Genomic DNA, 16,918 nt, shown 5'->3' on the forward strand with positions numbered 1-16,918 from the left:
CAGAAAAGGCCTTGTCCGCAAATGGGCAAGAGCCGTCCGTTTGCGGACATATTGCTGATGTTTCAATTAGGAGTTTGTTGGTAATCAGTTGTTTATATATTTGGTATATCATTTGGTCAGTAAAAGAATATTCTGGCTTAATCCACACCTTTGATAAAATATGCTTCGTAATTATATCAAAATCGCCTTTCGGAATCTGTGGAAATCCAAAGTGTTTTCTGGAGTCAATATCGCGGGGCTGGCCTTGGGAATCACGGCCTTCGTGCTGATTCTGGAATACATCAGTTTTGAAAAAAGCTACAACCAGTTCCACGCCAATTTGCCGACGCTGCACCGCGTCTTGTTGAAATACGGTGGCGATGGACCCGATAATGACTTTGTTCCGGCGGCAATGGCCCCGGCGCTGAAGCTGAATTTTAGTGAAGTAAACGCTTTTTGTCGCCTGGCTTTTGTCCAGAACGGCATTGTTACGCTTGAAAGCAAGAACACCAAAAAAGGTCTGCAAGCTATCCGGGAAGCAAATTCGATTTGTGTGGATGGCGACTTTTTCGAGATGTTTTCATTTCCAATCGTAGCCGGTTCGCCTTCCCTGTACGCACCCAACACGGTTGCGATTTCGGCGTCTAAAGCGAAGGCTTATTTCGGGGCCGAAAATGCCGTGGGTAAAGTCCTGACGCTCAATAACCAGTTTGGTAAAATTGCCTATACCGTTGTGGCCGTTTTTGCCGACATACCGGCTAATTCCGACCTTCAGTTTGACATGGTGTATTCAATGGCGACGCTAATTACTGCCGCAAAAGAGAGCCATAATGACTGGGCGCGGCTGGATCGCTGGGAAGGGGCCTTTTCGCAGGCCATTGTGCAGCTTGATCCGCAGGCAAATCCCGCCGTATTCGAAAAGCAGGCCAGTAAGCTGGTGCAGACCTACCGCCCTAAAACAAATGATCGGATTCGGTTGCAACCGCTTGCTTATTTGCATCTGGGAGCCAGCCTCTCTGATGAGCGGCCAACGGTCGAGAAGCTGGGTTTTATTTACCTGTTGGGTGGTATTGCGCTCTTAATTCTGACCATCGCCTGGCTGAATTACGTAAATCTGTCTACGGCGGGCGCTTTGAAACGGGCCAAAGAGGTAGGCGTGCGGAAGGTAGTTGGGGCTAATCGGGCGCAAATCGCGATGCAGTTTCTGAGCGAGTCTCTCTTGTTAAATCTGCTGGGCTTTGCATTGGCTGCGGTTCTGATCGGCGTGTTACAAGCGCCTTTCAACGAATTGATTGGCAAGGATTTATCGTTCGATGTGATCGCGCAGGGTCAGGTTTGGGTACTGGCGTTGGTGGCGGTAGTGATCGGAGCCTTGGCATCGGGGGGCTACGCGGCTTTTGTGTTGTCGGGCTTTCCGGTATTGAGCATCATCAAAGGCATTGTTTCCAAAGGAAGAAAGCCGGGTCTGACGGCGACTTCATCGGTGCGCCAGACTTTAGTGGTGGTTCAATTTGCCATTTCCATCGTGCTGATCATCGCGACGGTGGTGCTGTACCGGCAGCTTTCGTTCATGCAAAACCGAAATCTGGGCATGAATCTCGAGCAGTTGCTGGTCATCAAGGGCGCGGAAGTAGGCGATGATGCGACGCGGCAGGCGGGAAAGGTGGCCTTTCGGAACGAGATTGCCCAACTGCCGTATGTGAGCAGCTTCTGTAACTCGGGCAGTGTACCGGGCGGCTGGTACAACTTCAATTCCGATGGGGTCACTCGAATGAATCCGAACCCCGGCGACGAAAAGAAAAACTACGCCGTGACGTATGCCGACAATCGGTTTATTCCTACTTATGGCATAAAGCTGGCGGCAGGGGAGAATTTTACGGCTGAAATGTGCGACAAAGCCACCGAAGCAGGCCGCGTTTTACTGAATGAGCGAGCCGTTAAATCGCTTGGTTTCAGTTCTGCGCAGGCAGCGGTTGGACAAAAGATAAAGTTCAATACGGAGTTTGAAATCGTAGGCGTTATTACAGATTATCACCACCAATCGTTGCAGCAAAGCATTGAGCCACTCCTGATCTTTCCGGCTTATCCAGGCAGTAATTACACGCTGCGGCTGAATACAAACGAAATTCAAACCAAAATTGCCGGGCTGGAGCAGCGCTACAAACGACTTTTTCCGGGAAATCCATTCGAGTATTATTTCGTCAGTGAAAACTACAACAAACAGTACCAGACCGAACAAAAATACGGGCGAATCTTCACCACGGCGGCCGGACTGGCGATTTTTATTGCCTGTCTTGGGCTGTTTGGACTAGCCACCTTTACGGCGGAACAACGCACCAAAGAGATTGGCGTCCGAAAAGTGCTGGGCGCTTCGGCGGGGAGCATTGTGGCGTTGCTCTCGCGGGATTTCCTCAAACTGGTGGTCATTGCCATTATCATTGCGACGCCGCTTGCCTGGTACGCCATGAATCGGTGGTTGCAGGATTTTGCCTATCGGGTGGAATTAAGTTGGTGGATGTTCGTACTGGCTGGCGGCATTGCGATGCTGATTGCGTTGGCGACAGTTAGTTTCCAGTCGCTGAAGGCGGCTTTGGTGAATCCGGTGAAAAGCCTAAAAAGTGAATAACTCATGCTACAGAACTATTTCAAAATTGCCTGGCGGAATCTATGGCGTAACCGTCTGCTGACAACGATCAACGTAACCGGTCTGGCGCTCGGTCTGGCGTGTGCCTTGCTGATTGGCCTGTGGGTGAACGACGAATTGAGCTTTAATCGATCCTACAAAAATCTGGATAGCCTGTATGCCGTCAAACTGGTTTATGCGGATGGCCAGGCGGGCGACAATACATCCGGGCCGCTGGCGGAGGCGCTCAAGGAGAAAGTGCCCGGTATCGAGAAAGCCACCAAGATGACGGTTTGGGATAATCAGTTTCTCATTAAAGTGGGCCAAAAATCGGGTAAAGAAACCGGAAATTACGTGTCCGATGACTTTTTTGAGGTCTTCCAACTGAACGCTCTACAAGGAAGCCCCAGCCGTGCGCTTCAATCGCCCAACCAGATTGTCATCAGCCGTAAGCTGGCCATGACGTACTTCAACACCGTTCAGGCGGTGGGACAACGGCTGCAATTGAACGGCGACAAGACGTACGTAGTCGGAGCGGTGATCGAAGACATTCCCCAAAATACGTCGGTACACCTGGATTGGTTTGTTAACTTCAAGGTGCAGGAAGAAGACTACATGCGAAATTGGGACAATATAATGTTCAAAACGTATGTTCGGTTAAATCCCGCCGCCACCCAGGAGGGGGCCGAGCGGGCCATGAAAACCCTGTTGGCGCAAAACAGCAGTGACAAAACCTCCCGGGCCATCCTGCAACCGCTGAAGGACGTGTACCTCTACAGTGATTATGCGAACGGGAAGCCCGTCGGTGGGCGAATCGACTACCTGAACGTATACGGATTGGTGGCGATTTTTATCCTGCTGATTGCCTGCGTCAATTTTATGAATCTGGCGACGGCCCGGGCGTCCATGCGGGCCAAAGAAGTAGGCGTTCGGAAAGTGGTGGGGGCGATGCGCTCTTCACTGGTCAACCAGTTTATGGGCGAGTCGTTACTAGTGAGCTTTGTGGCGGGAATACTGGCTGTTCTAATTGCCTGGCTGATGTTGCCAACCATCAATGCGGTGTTTCAAAAAAACCTGGTGCTGGATGGTACCGATCTGAAATTGTGGGGCAGCGGCCTTGCGCTGGTGATTCTGACGGGATTGGTGGCGGGGAGCTATCCCGCTTTTTTCCTGTCGTCCATGAAGCCGGTGCAGGTTCTCAAAGGCGTATTTAAATCGAATCGAAACGGCGCGGGTACATTCCGGCAATCGTTGGTAGTTATTCAGTTTTCGCTGTCTATCTTACTCATCATCAGTATGCTTGTGGTAGGACGGCAAATGGCGTATGTCCGTACCAAACATCTGGGGCTATCACGGGAAAATGTGCTGTATTTGCCGGTAGAAGGGGAGTTGCGCTCCAAAATGGAAGCGTTTCGGCAGGAACTGCTGCGTACCAACGCCATCAGCGCCGTAACGGCAACGGGCGAGTTGCCCATTAATATCGGCAGCAGCGCCAGCGGACAACTTCAGTGGCCGGGCAAAGACCCTACCACCATCGAATCGATCTGGCACATGTGGATCGGCTACGATTTTGTCAAAACCATGAACGTTCAGCTAGCGGGTGGCCGTGATTTTGACCCCACTTCACCGGCTGACCAGGCCAATTACCTGATTAACGAATCGGCGGCAAAACTGATGGCATTGAAAAATCCCGTGGGGCAGCCGATTACTTACCAATCGAAAAAAGGCCAGATCATTGGCGTGATGAAAGACTTTCACATGAGTTCGCTCCACGAGCCAATCAAACCGCTGATTTTTAGGCTTAAGCCCGATTGGACGAATTTCGTATTGGTGAAGACCGCCCCCGGACAAACCGTCGAAGCGATTCAGGCTCTAGAGCAGACGGTACGGAAATTCAATCCCGATTACCCATTTGAGTATCATTTCCTGAACGAAAACTACGAAAAGCTATACCACAGCGAAACGCTGGTGAATACACTGGTAAATTATTTTGGCGGGCTAGCCATCCTGATTTCCTGCCTGGGACTGTTTGGACTGGCGGCGTTCACGGCAGAGCGTCGGACTAAGGAAATCGGCGTCCGAAAAGTGCTGGGCGCTTCGGCGGGGAGCATTGTGGCGCTCTTATCCAGAGATTTTCTGAAGTTAGTTTTTGTCGCTCTGCTCATTGCCACGCCGTTGGCCTGGTATTTCATGGATCGGTGGTTGCAGGATTTTGCCTATCGGGTAGAATTAAGTTGGTGGATGTTTGTACTGGCCGGTGGCATGGCGATGTTGATCGCGCTGGCGACGGTGAGTTTTCAGTCGCTGAAGGCGGCTTTGGTAAATCCGGTGAAAAGCTTAAAAAGTGAATAAATACAACTATGCTAACGAACTATCTCAAAATCGCCTGGCGGAATCTTGAGCGAAACCGGCTGTTCTCACTGATCAATATCCTTGGTTTGGCCCTCGGGATGGCCTGTAGTCTGCTCATTCTGTTTTGGGTGCAGGATGAACTGCGGGTAGATCGCTTTCATGCCAACAACGACCGCATTTTTCGGGTGATGGAAAACCAGGACTGGGCGGGGCGCGACCTCAGCACCACAACGGCAACGCCGGGTATTCTGGCCGAAAACCTGAAGCGCGATTTTTCCGAGATAGAGAAGGCTGCCGTGGCGACCTACCAAAGCGAAATCCTGCTAACGGTTGGCAATACGTTTGGGAAAGAAAAAGGACGCTATGCCAGCGGCGAATTTCTGGAAATTCTTTCGTTTCCGTTGGTGCAGGGCGATCCACAAACTGCCCTGAAACGCCCGGATGCCATTGTGATTTCGGAAAAGCTGGCGCGTAAGTATTTCCCCAACCAGAACCCAATCGGGAAAACCATCCGGGTCGATAATACAGACGATATGATGGTGACCGGCGTACTGAAAGAAAATATTCCGTACAACTCGCTGAAATTCGATTACCTGATGTCGTGGGAGCGCTTTTTGAAGCTCAACGAATGGGCCAAAGAGTGGGAAAATAACGGTCCGCATACCTACGTGCTACTTAGCAAGCAGGCCGATGCCGATAAAGTCACGCAAAAAATCAGGAATTACATTGAGGTAAAAACCAACAAACGGACGAGCAATATCGACCTGTTTCTGTACCCATACAGCGATTATTACCTGTATTCTAATTTTAAAAACGGCGCGCTGGATGGGGGGCGTATTGAGTATGTGCGGTTGTTTGTGATCGTGGCCATTTTTATTCTGGTCATTGCCTGCATCAACTTCATGAACCTGGCCACGGCGCGGTCGGTGAAACGGGCGAAAGAGGTCGGCGTTCGGAAGGTGGTGGGGGCTATGCGGCAGACACTGATGGGCCAATTCATTGGTGAATCCCTGTTGATAGCTATCCTGTCTTTGTCGGTTGCCCTGTTGCTGGTTGCCTTGATACTGCCGACGTTCAACACACTTACGGGTAAAGCACTCAACCTCGAACTGGCTGATCCGGCTTTCTGGGCAACCTTGCTCGGACTAACGGCGCTAACCGGAATCATATCGGGCAGTTATCCGGCGGTTTTTCTGTCGTCGCTCAATCCAATTGTGGTCTTGAAAGGCGTTTTGAAATTCAAAACCAGCGCGACAATTTTCCGGAAAGGCCTGGTTGTTTTTCAGTTTTCCTTGTCCATCATTCTAATTGTGGGAATGATTATTATTTACCGCCAGATCCACTATATCCAGAACAAAAACCTGGGTTTTGATCGCGAAAATCTGGTTTACATGCCCCTGGAAGGCGATCTGAAAGCCAGCTATCCAACCTTCCGAAACGAGTTGTTGACGCAGCCAGGAGTAAAGGCGGTTAGCTGCGCCTGGGATGATCCGCTTCAGGTGGGCAGTTCGACCATGGGCGTCAACTGGCGCGGAAAAGACACGACCCAGCAGATCTTGTTCAACCAGACAGCGGTGTATTACGGGTATTTGAAAACAATGGGTGTTCGGCTGAAAGAAGGCCGGGAGTTTTCGCCGGATTACAGCCTGGATACAACCAATTACATCATCAATGAGGCCGCCGCTCGGAAGATTGGGCATAAGAATCCGGTAGGGCAGGAGCTGACTTTCTGGGGCCGCAAAGGGACCATTGTTGGGGTGGTGAAAGATTACCACATCAATTCGTTGCACGTGGCCATCGAGCCTTTGATTCTGCACATGCAACGCAAAGAATACAGTGGTTACGTGATCGTACGAGCCGAAGCCGGTCGCACCCGGGAAGCGCTGGCTAATCTGGAAAAAACGTTTAAGAAATTTAATCCGAAGTATCCCTTTGAATACCTGTTTACCGACCAGGAATTTGGGACTTACTACAAAAGTGAAAACGTGGTTAGTAAGCTGGCTAGTTATTTCGCCGGGCTGGCCATTTTCATTTCCTGCCTTGGCTTGTTTGGACTGGCCACCTTTACGGCGGAACAGCGCACGAAAGAAATTGGCATCCGTAAAGTGCTCGGGGCCAGTGTCACGACCATCGTGCTAATGCTTTCGAAAGACTTTCTGCAACTGGTGCTGGTGGCCTCGGTGGTGGCTCTGCCGGTAGCCTGGTGGGCGCTCAATGGCTGGCTGGAAGGCTTTGCCAACCGCATCGAAATCCAGTGGTGGATGTTTGCCCTGGCGGTGTTGGCGGCCCTTTTGATTGCGCTGTTGACCGTTGGTTACCAATCCATCAAGGCGGCCCTGACGAATCCGGTTAAATCCCTTAAAACCGAATAGCTATGCACACAGGCGGAGGTTCGGCAGTCGGCTGTATCTCCGCCTTTTATTCTGTTCAATACCGGACAGGATACCTGTACGATTTCGGACAAACTTTGTTACTCAACCTCTAAAATGATGCTTCTGACCAGTTTTTTGAAATTGGCCGCGTATTTGATCAGCAAAAATAGAACTAATTAATAGCCATGAAACGCAGTTACTTAGGCGAGTTTGAGGAGATTGTTCTGTTGACGGTGGCGGTGCTGGAAGGACAGGCTTACGGCGTCGCGCTAACCCATGAGATTATTGAGCAGACGGGGCGTTCGGTTCGCCTGAACCAGATTCACTCCGCTTTGCAGCGGCTGGAAGAGAAAGGAATGGTTAAATCGGAGATGGGCGAACCAACGGCCGAACGCGGTGGCCGGCGGAAACGACTGTTTACGGTAACGGCCTACGGTCGTCGGACATTGCAGGAAATTCAGGAAGTGCGCGTGACTTTGTGGAGCCGCCTCCTACATCCGTTCAAACCAGCCACCAGTCTATGAGTCCCCAACCTCGTACTGGCGGGCCACCTCGCCTGGCCGACCGCCTGCTCGAACGCTTTTGCGATCCGTATACACTGGAAGAAATGCAGGGTGATCTGCATGAAGAATTCCAGTATCAGGTTCGGCGCGTGGGCGAACGGCAAGCGCGTTGGCGCTACTGGCGGGATGTGCTGGGTTTCTTGAAGCTCCGGGCCAGACAATCGTTCACAAGAAAAAAACAACAAAATACTTACCCAACAACCCCATTAATCAGTCCTGATATGCTACGGAATTATCTCAAAATCGCCCTGCGAAATCTGGTTAAACACAAGACGTATTCGGCTATTAATATTGCGGGCTTAGCCACGGGTATGGCCGTTGCAATGCTCATTGGCCTATGGATATGGGATGAGCTGTCGTTTAATACTTACCACAAAAATTACGACCGCATTGCTCAGGTATGGCAGCATCAGACCAGCAATGGGGAAGTCTTCACCGGTAAGGCCATACCTTTTCCACTGGGGAAAGAGCTTCAGACGAAATACGGGAGCAGTTTCCAATACGTCGTCATGTCGTCCTGGGAGGGTGAACACTTCCTGTCATTGGGCGAAAAAAAGATAACCAAAGAAGGCAGTTTTATGGATGTCGATGCGCCCCGGATGCTGACGTTGCACATGCTGAAGGGTTCGTACGACGGGCTCAAAGAGCCAAACTCTATTCTGCTTTCTGAAACGACTGCCCAAGCCCTTTTCGGCGACCGGGAGCCGCTGAATCAATTGATCAAGATTGACAATAAAATGGATGTGCGGGTTACGGGGGTTTACGAAGACGTGCCGCACAACGCCCAATACGGTAAGGTGAAGTTTATTGCGCCCTGGGAGCTTTATGTCGCCTCGGAGAAATGGATTCAGCGGGCGCGCGATAACAGCCATTGGGGTGATAACTCCTTTCAGCTTTTTGTCCAGATTGCTGACAATACAGATTATGAGTCGGTTAACAAACGCATTTTAAATGCTAAACTGAACAACGTTCCGGCTAACGAAAAAAAGTTCAAGGCAGCGATTGTCCTTAATCCCATGCGAGACTGGCGGTTGCGTTCGAACTGGGAAAATGGCGTAAAGACCGGCGGGATGATCGATTATGTTTGGTTATTTGGCTTTATCGGCCTTTTTGTGTTGCTGCTGGCCTGCATTAACTTCATGAATCTGAGCACCGCCCGCAGTGAGAAACGCGCCAAAGAGGTGGGCATTCGCAAAGCGGTTGGTTCCGTTCGAGGCCAGCTGGTGAACCAGTTTTTTAGTGAGTCTTTTCTGGTGGTCTTTTTCGCTTTTGGGCTGGCTCTGCTGCTGGTGCTGCTCGTTCTGCCCTGGTTCAATCAGGTGGCTGACAAACGGATTACGATGCTATGGACTAACCCGCTGTTCTGGACATTTGGGCTAGGATTTACGCTATTTACTGGTTTTGTGGCAGGTAGTTATCCGGCGCTTTATCTGTCTTCTTTCCAACCAGTTAAGGTGCTGAAAGGAACCTTTCGGGCGGGGCGGTTTGCGGCTGTGCCTCGTAAAGTACTGGTCGTGGTGCAGTTTACGGTTTCGTTAGCGCTGATTATTGGAACCATCATCATCTATAACCAGATTCAATATTCCAAAAACCGGCCCATCGGCTACAACCGGGACGGCCTGCTAATGATTGAGATGAAGTCGCCGGAGTTTTACGGCAAGTTTGACCTACTGCGCACCGAACTCAAAAACGCTGGTGTCATTCAGGAGCTGGCCGAATCATCCAGCCCGATTACAGACGTATGGTCAAACAGTGGTGGGTTTCACTGGCAGGGCAAAGATCCCAATCTGGATACGGATTTTGGTACGGTCTGGGTCACGCACGAATTTGGGAAGACAGTGGGCTGGCAATTTAAAGAAGGTCGGGATTTTTCGCGGGAATTTACGTCTGATTCTTCGGCCATTGTCCTGAACGAAGCAGCGGTAAAGTTCATGAACATCAAGAATCCGGTGGGCACTGTCATTCGCTGGGGTAGCGGGGAGAACATGACGGAATATAAAATAATTGGCGTTATCAAAGACATGCTGATGTCGTCGCCGTACGAACCCGTGAAGCAGACGATTTATTTGATGAGTTACCATAACGTCAACTGGATCAACATGAAGCTGAATCCGGCCAAAAGCGCCAATGAGTGTCTGACAACCATCGAAGCCGCTTTCAAAAAACACATTCCGACGGCACCCTTCGACTATAAATTTGCCGATGAAGAGTTTGGGAAGAAGTTTGCTCACGAAGAGCGCATTGGCAAGCTAGCCACCTTCTTTGCGGGCTTAGCCATCTTTATCAGCTGCCTTGGTCTGTTTGGTCTGGCTTCCTTTGTCGCCGAACAGCGCACGAAAGAAATTGGTATCCGCAAAGTGCTCGGTGCCAGTGTGCTGAATTTATGGAGCCTGTTATCAAAGGATTTTGTCATACTCGTGATCATCGCGTTCGTGATTGCTACGCCTACGGCCTGGTATTTTATGAGCCACTGGCTGGATCAATACGAGTACCGCTCTGAAATTTCGTGGTGGATATTCGTCGCCTCGGGCATTGGTACGTTAGTCGTGACCTTGTTGACGGTTAGTTTTCAGAGTATTAAAGCAGCGCTGATTAATCCGGTAAAATCACTTCGGTCCGAATAAAGTCGGCGCGATCTTACTTAAAACCAAAAGCAATGACGCCCAGACCCCAACCCGTCGAACCGCCCCGCCTGGCCGACCGCCTGCTGACCTTTTTTTGTGACTCGCAGCTGCTGGAAGAAATTCAGGGCGACCTGCACGAAGAATTTCAGTACCAGGTCCGGCGGGTGGGCGAACGGCAAGCGCGTTGGCGCTACTGGCGCGATGTGCTGGGGTTTCTGAAACCATTTGCTGGCCAACAAAAACGAGATGAGTACCCAAGACCTACTTTTTTCAGTTCTGATATGATACGGAATTACCTTAAGATCGCTTTTCGTACCCTTCGCAAGCAGCAGGGTTTTACGTTCATCAACATTGTTGGGCTGGCTGTGGGGCTGGCCTGCTGCCTGCTGATTACGCTTTATGTGGTCGATGAACTGAGCTTCGACCGCTACCACGAAAAAGCGGCCCGGATTTACCGGATTAACTCCGATATCAAGTTCGGCGGAAACGATATGCACATGGCGGTGGCGCCTGACCCGATGGGGCCAACCTTGCTGAAGGATTATCCGCAGGTCGAGACTTTTGTGCGGTTGCACGGGCGGGGCACCTGGCTGGTTAAGCGGACCGGGCAGCCTACTAATCGGCAAGAGAAAGACATCATCTTTGCCGATTCGACGCTCTTCGATGTGTTTACGCTGCCGCTGGTGGCGGGCAATCCTAAACAGGCACTGACCGAACCCAACACCGTTGTTATCAGTGAGTCGGCTGCCAAGCGCTATTTTGGCAACCAGAATCCGATGGGGCAGTCCCTGACGCTTGACAATCGCCTACCCTGCCGGGTAACGGGTGTAATGCAGGACATGCCCACCAACTCCCATTTCCGGACGGACTTTTTTGTGTGTATGCGAAGCGACGATTATCCCTGGGGAAACTGGTTAAGCCATAATCACCATACGTACGTTGTTTTGAAAGAAGGTGTTGATTATCAGAAATTCAACCAAAATTTTGAGACCATTCTCCAGAAGTACATGAGTCCGCAGGCGCAGCAGGTTTTCGGTGCGTCACTGGGCCAATTGCGCGCATCCGGCACACGCATAAAATACTCCCTGATTCCGCTGACGGACATTCATTTGCGCTCCAAACAAAATATCGAATTGGCGCCGAACAGTGATATTCAGTATATCTACATTTTCTCGGCGGTGGCGATTTTCGTGCTGCTGATTGCCTGCATCAATTTTATGAATCTTTCGACGGCCCGGTCGTCCAATCGGGCCAAGGAAGTGGGCGTTCGGAAAGTGCTGGGATCGGTAAAAGGACAACTAATCGGGCAATTTATGACAGAATCGGTGCTAATGGCCACGCTGGCGATGGCCCTGGCCCTGCTTCTGGTCGCGCTGGTTCTGCCCTTTTTCAATGAACTTTCAACCAAACAATTAACGCTACATAGTCTCATTGTTCCGCAATTTTTGCCTCTTTTGGGCAGCCTACCGCTGGTAGTTGGTTTTCTGGCGGGCATCTATCCGGCGTTTTTCCTTTCTTCGTTCCGGCCCATCAGCGTCTTAAAAGGCAAGGTAAATCTAGGCTTCAGAAGCGTCGGTTTACGCAGCGGTCTGGTGGTTTTTCAGTTCATGATGTCGGTAATTCTGATTGTAGGAACGATTGTGGTTTATCGGCAGATCAATTTTATTCAAACCACCAAACTAGGATTCAAACGCGATCAGGTTCTGACGATCAACGAAGCATATGCGCTGGGCAATCAGGTGCAGGCCTTCAGGGAGGAAGTTCTGAAACTGCCGGGTGTCGTCACGGGTTCAATCTCGGGCTATCTGCCGGTCCCATCGGATCGAAGCGATAGCGGCATGTTCCCGGAAGGCCAGGTCGACCAGAGCAAAGCGGTTTCTTCGCAGCAGTGGGCAGTCGATGCGGACTACATTCCGACGCTGGGTATGGAACTAGCGCAGGGCCGAAATTTCTCGCGGGAATCCATTGCTGATTCTTCCGCCATTATTTTGAACGAAACGGCGGTTAAAACCTTTGGATTCAAAAATCCCATTGGCAAGCGGATCATGCGGATGACTGACAATGAGGGGAAGCAATTCAAAACGTATACGGTAATAGGTGTTGTGAAAAACTTCCATTTTGAGTCGCTGCGGCAGAATATCGGTTCGGTCGCTTTAATCATGGAACCTTCTCTGGGCGCGATTTCATTCCGGCTCAACGGGCCGAATATTCCGGGTCTGGTCAAGCAGGTAGAAGCGAAATGGCGGCAGATGGCACCGGGGATGCCGTTTGATTATTATTTTCTGGAGGATAGTTTCGACACCATGTATCGCGCTGAGCAGCGGGTGGGGCAGATTGTGTTGGTGTTTTCCGTACTTGCCATTCTGATTGCCTGTCTGGGGTTGTTTGGGTTAGCCGCTTTCATGGCCGAACAGCGCACGAAGGAAATTGGCGTTCGGAAAGTGCTGGGAGCCAGCACGGCCAGCATTGTTGGCTTGTTGTCGAAGGATTTTCTCAAACTCGTCCTGATCGCCATTCTTGTGGCAACGCCGATTGCCTGGTATGGGATGAACCAGTGGCTGAAGGATTTCGCCTATAAAATTGACGTACCGTGGTGGGTCTTTGCGCTGGCGGGGTTTGTTGCCGTGGCCATCGCATTTGTAACCGTGTCGTTCCAGTCCATCAAAGCCGCTTTTATGAATCCTGTGAAGAGCTTACGGGCAGAATGAGTAAGCGACTGGTGAAGAATAAAGAAAGAAAGGCGATTTTCCGGTATATTTCCCGAAAATTTAGTTCAATTACTCGATGGAACGTTTCAGAAAATCCCTTTTTGCCTTTATTCTTTTAACACTGTCTTTCTCCGGGCTTCAGGCGCAAAAACCAGCGGTGGATTACTCGACCCGGCTGGCGCTGATTCAGAAAAACATTGATCAGGTTTTCTATATGCCCCAAACAGGGCTGTATCTGGAAACCAATGATCCGGCGCATAACGAAAAACCAAATTCGTACCTGTGGCCTTTGTGCGCGCTGTATCAGGCGACCAACGAACGGGAAGTGCTGGAACCGTCCAAAAACTACATGGCTCCGGTCAGGAAGGCCATCGAACAGTACCACAACACGGTTCCGCCGGTTCCTGGTTATCAGGCTTATATCCGAAAAGCAGGCGTGGACACGCGGTTTTACGACGATAATCAGTGGATTGGTATTACCGCGCTGGATGCCTATAATCGGACGCAAAAGAAAGATTACCTAACGCTCGGCGAGGATATTTACCGCTTTATGATGGTTGGCTACGACCAGGCTGCCGGGGGCGGAATCTACTGGAAAGAAGACGACAAAACCACTAAAAACACCTGCTCGAATGGCCCGGGCATTTTGGTTGCGCTAGAATTGTACCGCATCACCAAACAGAAAGCTTATCTGGATAAGGCCGTGCTATTGTACGATTGGACTAACAAACACCTGCTTGCGCCGGAAGGCGTTTATTACGATGCAATCAAGTTGCCCAGCCTACGCATCGATTCGGCGCGGTACACCTACAACACCGGCACCATGCTACAGGCCAACGCGCTGTTGTACAAACTGACCAAAAAACAAGCCTATCTAACCGAGGCGCAGCGGTTGGCAAAAACTGCCAAAGCCTACTTTTACCGGAACAATAAACTGCCTCATGACTACTGGTTTAATGCCGTATTGTTGCGGGGCTATCTGGAATTATACAGCATCGACAAGGACAAGAGCCGCTTGCAGTTTTTCATCGATGATGCCGAGCGTATCTGGCAAGAGGAACGCGATGCGGCCACCAACCTGCTTGGTCGGCACACCTGGAAAACCCTGATCGATCAGGCGGCCATGCTGGAAATCTACGCCCGGCTGGAGCTGCTACAGAACCGGAAGAAGTAAGCAAAATAAGCTTAACTTTTTTTAACAGACTGATGAACATGGCTGTGCGTAGCTTGCCGCAAAATCGTACAGCCATGCTTCAGAACTACTTTAAAATTGCCTGGAGAAACCTCATTCGCCGTAAATTTTACGTGCTGGTGACACTGCTGGGCCTGAGCATTTCCATCACTTTCGCGCTTCTGATCGGGAGTTACATCAGCGGCGAACTACAGGTAAACCGAACGCTCCGAAATGCGGAACAACAATGGCTGGTCCAGAGTCGCTGGAAAAGCCCCGGCATGGGCAACGAAATTGCTTCGCTGGCACCACTCGGACCAACGCTGAAAAGCCAGTATCCAACGCTGGTGGCAAATTACTACCGATTGTACGGCGTTACGGCCATTGTTTCTCAGGGACAGACGCACTTTCGGGAATCGATTCAGGTAGGCGATTCGACGCTGCTTCCGATGTTTGGTTTCCCCTTGTTGCACGGCAACCCTAAAACGGCGCTTCAACAACCCAACACGATTGTCCTGACCGCCGAAAAAGCCCGGAAATTTTTCGGAACAACCGACGTTTTGAATCGCTCCCTGACGGTGCAGACGCCCGTTGGCGGCAAACAGGTTTTTACGGTTACGGGAGTGCTGGAAGACTTGCCTCCGAACTCCGTAACCCAGCTTTTTGCCATGCCCGATGGCCTGTTTATTCCGATGCGGAACGCGGGCTATTTCATGGACCCGGCGGGTATGGAATCGTGGCAGAATAATACCATCGTCACCTACGTGGAATTGCGGAACGAAGCTTCTCCGACGGAGTTAACCCGCGCCATTTCGCAGCTGATTGCGGCCAATGCGCCGGAACACATCAAAACCAATTTTCAGCCTTATCTGATTTCGCTACCCGATCATCACCTGAAAGCAAACAACGGGCTTATTGAAAAACTGATCCTGACCCTGAGTCTGGTCGCTGTTTTTATTCTCCTGATGGCGGTGGTCAATTTTGTCAATATCACCATTGGTACGTCGGCTTCGCGGCTGCGGGAAATTGGCGTCCGGAAAGCGTTGGGTGGTCAGAAAAAGCAGATCGCAGCCCAGTTTCTGACCGAAGCCTTGATGCTGACCGGAATGGCGGTGCTGCTGGGATTGATTGGGTATGAATTGGGTCGGTCGGCCTTTGCGCAAGTTCTGGGTAAGCCGATCGTGTCGCTGCTCGACTGGTCGGGGTATGCCTTCCTGGCCGCTTTGTCGCTCTTGCTATTGGTGGGTTTGCTGGCGGGGGGCTATCCAGCTTTTGTGCTGGCGGCATTGCCATCCGTAGAAACCATCAAAGGGAAACTAACGGCAGTATCGCAGCCGCTTGGCCTGCGCCGAACACTCATTATTTTTCAGTTTACGGTGGCGATTGCGGTCTTTATTAGCGCGGTGGTGATTGCTCGGCAGGTGGCTTATTTCTTTGACAAAACGCTTGGTTATCAGAAAGAACAGGTGCTGGCCATAACCTCCGTACCGCGCGACTGGTCGAAGGAAGGGGTGGAGCGGATGCAACTGGTCCGCAACCGCTTTACGCGCATTCCGGGCGTGCGGAGTGCAAGCCTTTCCTTCGAAATTCCCGACGGGGCGAGCGAAGGCAACGCCAATATGTTCGTGGAAGGGCAGGACAGCACGCAGGCAATAACCACCCAGTTGCTAAGCACCGATGAGCAGTTTACGGAAACCTACCAGATGCGGATGGCTGCCGGTCAGTTTTTTGGGAAAACGTACGACCAGGATCGCATTGTACTGAACGAGGCCGCCGCCCGTGCGCTGGGCTGGAAAAAACCGGTGGACGCCTTGGGCAAGCGGGTGCGGCTCGCGGGAATGGGCAGTGCCACTGTGAGTGGTGTGGTGCAAAACTTTCATTTTAGCTCCCTGCGCGATGCCATTCAGCCGTTGGCTTTCTTCGATGTTCGAACGTCTACTATTTACCGGTACCTATCTTTCAAGCTGGAGGCTGACCGGATACCGGAGACGATCAGCGCGGTGCAGCAGGAGTGGACAAAAACATTCCCCGACGCTCCATTTGAATATAAATTCATGGATGACACCCTGCAGAAACTTTACCAGACCGAAACACAGCTACGCGCGGCGGCCCGTCTGGCAACCGCGCTGGCGTTAATTATTGTGTTGCTGGGTGTATTGGGATTGGTTTCGCTGAACGTCACGCAGCGGACCAAGGAAATCGGGATCAGGAAAGTACTGGGTGCTTCGGTTCCGCACATCATCGGGCTGTTTCTGCGGGAATTTGTTTCGGTAATCATCGTGGCCAACCTGATTGCCTGGCCGCTGGCCTACTGGCTGCTGAACAACTGGCTTTCGCGGTTTGCTTACCGCCAGGAAATAAGCTGGCAGCCCTTCGCTTTAGTCGCGGTTGTCCTGGTTTTGCTAACGGCAGGGCTCGTTAGTTTGCAAACGATAAAAACGGCCTTACTGAATCCGGTGAAAAGTCTTAAAACAGAGTAAATAAGTCGCTTAATTTCCGACAGAAGTCCTGTCCGCAAATGGCCGA

At 51.1% G+C, this 16,918-nt stretch carries 8 protein-coding genes; all 8 read left to right on the forward strand.

Annotated features, from left to right (window positions below):
• The first annotated feature begins 160 nt into the window (after positions 1-160).
• The 8 genes from L0Y31_RS09315 to L0Y31_RS09350 all read left to right on the forward strand — a co-directional run bounded on the left by L0Y31_RS09315 (position 161) and on the right by L0Y31_RS09350 (position 16,872).
• Complete coding sequence (locus L0Y31_RS09315) at positions 161-2,605, forward strand: ABC transporter permease (RefSeq protein ID WP_234736852.1); 2,445 nt, start codon at positions 161-163, stop codon at positions 2,603-2,605.
• A gap of 3 nt (positions 2,606-2,608) precedes the next feature.
• Positions 2,609-4,954 (forward strand): ABC transporter permease, encoded by a 2,346-nt coding sequence (locus tag L0Y31_RS09320; protein ID WP_234736853.1) that lies wholly within the window; start codon positions 2,609-2,611, stop codon positions 4,952-4,954.
• An 8-nt stretch (positions 4,955-4,962) separates the two neighbouring features.
• Entirely contained in the window at positions 4,963-7,326 is a 2,364-nt protein-coding gene (locus tag L0Y31_RS09325; RefSeq protein ID WP_234736854.1) for an ABC transporter permease, read from the forward strand.
• Positions 7,327-7,511: 185 nt separating this feature from the next.
• Positions 7,512-7,850: a PadR family transcriptional regulator gene (locus tag L0Y31_RS09330; RefSeq protein ID WP_234736855.1), complete on the forward strand. Its 339-nt coding sequence runs from the start codon at positions 7,512-7,514 to the stop codon at positions 7,848-7,850.
• The gene (locus L0Y31_RS09335) at positions 7,847-10,513 is read left to right on the forward strand and encodes an ABC transporter permease (protein WP_234736856.1); all 2,667 of its coding nucleotides are present in this window, start codon (positions 7,847-7,849) and stop codon (positions 10,511-10,513) included. The genes L0Y31_RS09330 and L0Y31_RS09335 overlap by 4 nt, the downstream gene beginning before the upstream one ends.
• Positions 10,514-10,545: 32 nt before the next feature.
• Positions 10,546-13,221, forward strand: coding sequence for an ABC transporter permease (locus tag L0Y31_RS09340; protein ID WP_234736857.1), 2,676 nt, complete (start codon positions 10,546-10,548; stop codon positions 13,219-13,221).
• Between the two features lie 76 nt (positions 13,222-13,297).
• Positions 13,298-14,395 (forward strand): glycoside hydrolase family 76 protein, encoded by a 1,098-nt coding sequence (locus tag L0Y31_RS09345; RefSeq protein WP_234736858.1) that lies wholly within the window; start codon positions 13,298-13,300, stop codon positions 14,393-14,395.
• Positions 14,396-14,469: 74 nt separating this feature from the next.
• Positions 14,470-16,872, forward strand: a complete 2,403-nt coding sequence (locus L0Y31_RS09350; RefSeq protein ID WP_234736859.1) for an ABC transporter permease — start codon at positions 14,470-14,472, stop codon at positions 16,870-16,872.
• Positions 16,873-16,918: the final 46 nt, after the last annotated feature.

This window comes from Tellurirhabdus bombi, from assembly GCF_021484805.1.
GTDB classification, from domain to species: Bacteria; Bacteroidota; Bacteroidia; order Cytophagales; family Spirosomataceae; genus Tellurirhabdus; species Tellurirhabdus bombi.

What these genes read in the sequence shown, in the direction of transcription:
- L0Y31_RS09325 (WP_234736854.1), top strand. Translation starts at nt 4,963, where the DNA reads ATGCTAACGAACTATCTCAAAATCGCCTGGCGGAATCTTGAGCGAAAC.
- L0Y31_RS09340 (WP_234736857.1), top strand. Translation starts at nt 10,546, where the DNA reads ATGACGCCCAGACCCCAACCCGTCGAACCGCCCCGCCTGGCCGACCGC.
- L0Y31_RS09330 (WP_234736855.1), top strand. Translation starts at nt 7,512, where the DNA reads ATGAAACGCAGTTACTTAGGCGAGTTTGAGGAGATTGTTCTGTTGACG.
- L0Y31_RS09350 (WP_234736859.1), top strand. Translation starts at nt 14,470, where the DNA reads ATGCTTCAGAACTACTTTAAAATTGCCTGGAGAAACCTCATTCGCCGT.
- L0Y31_RS09320 (WP_234736853.1), top strand. Translation starts at nt 2,609, where the DNA reads ATGCTACAGAACTATTTCAAAATTGCCTGGCGGAATCTATGGCGTAAC.
- L0Y31_RS09315 (WP_234736852.1), top strand. Translation starts at nt 161, where the DNA reads ATGCTTCGTAATTATATCAAAATCGCCTTTCGGAATCTGTGGAAATCC.
- L0Y31_RS09345 (WP_234736858.1), top strand. Translation starts at nt 13,298, where the DNA reads ATGGAACGTTTCAGAAAATCCCTTTTTGCCTTTATTCTTTTAACACTG.
- L0Y31_RS09335 (WP_234736856.1), top strand. Translation starts at nt 7,847, where the DNA reads ATGAGTCCCCAACCTCGTACTGGCGGGCCACCTCGCCTGGCCGACCGC.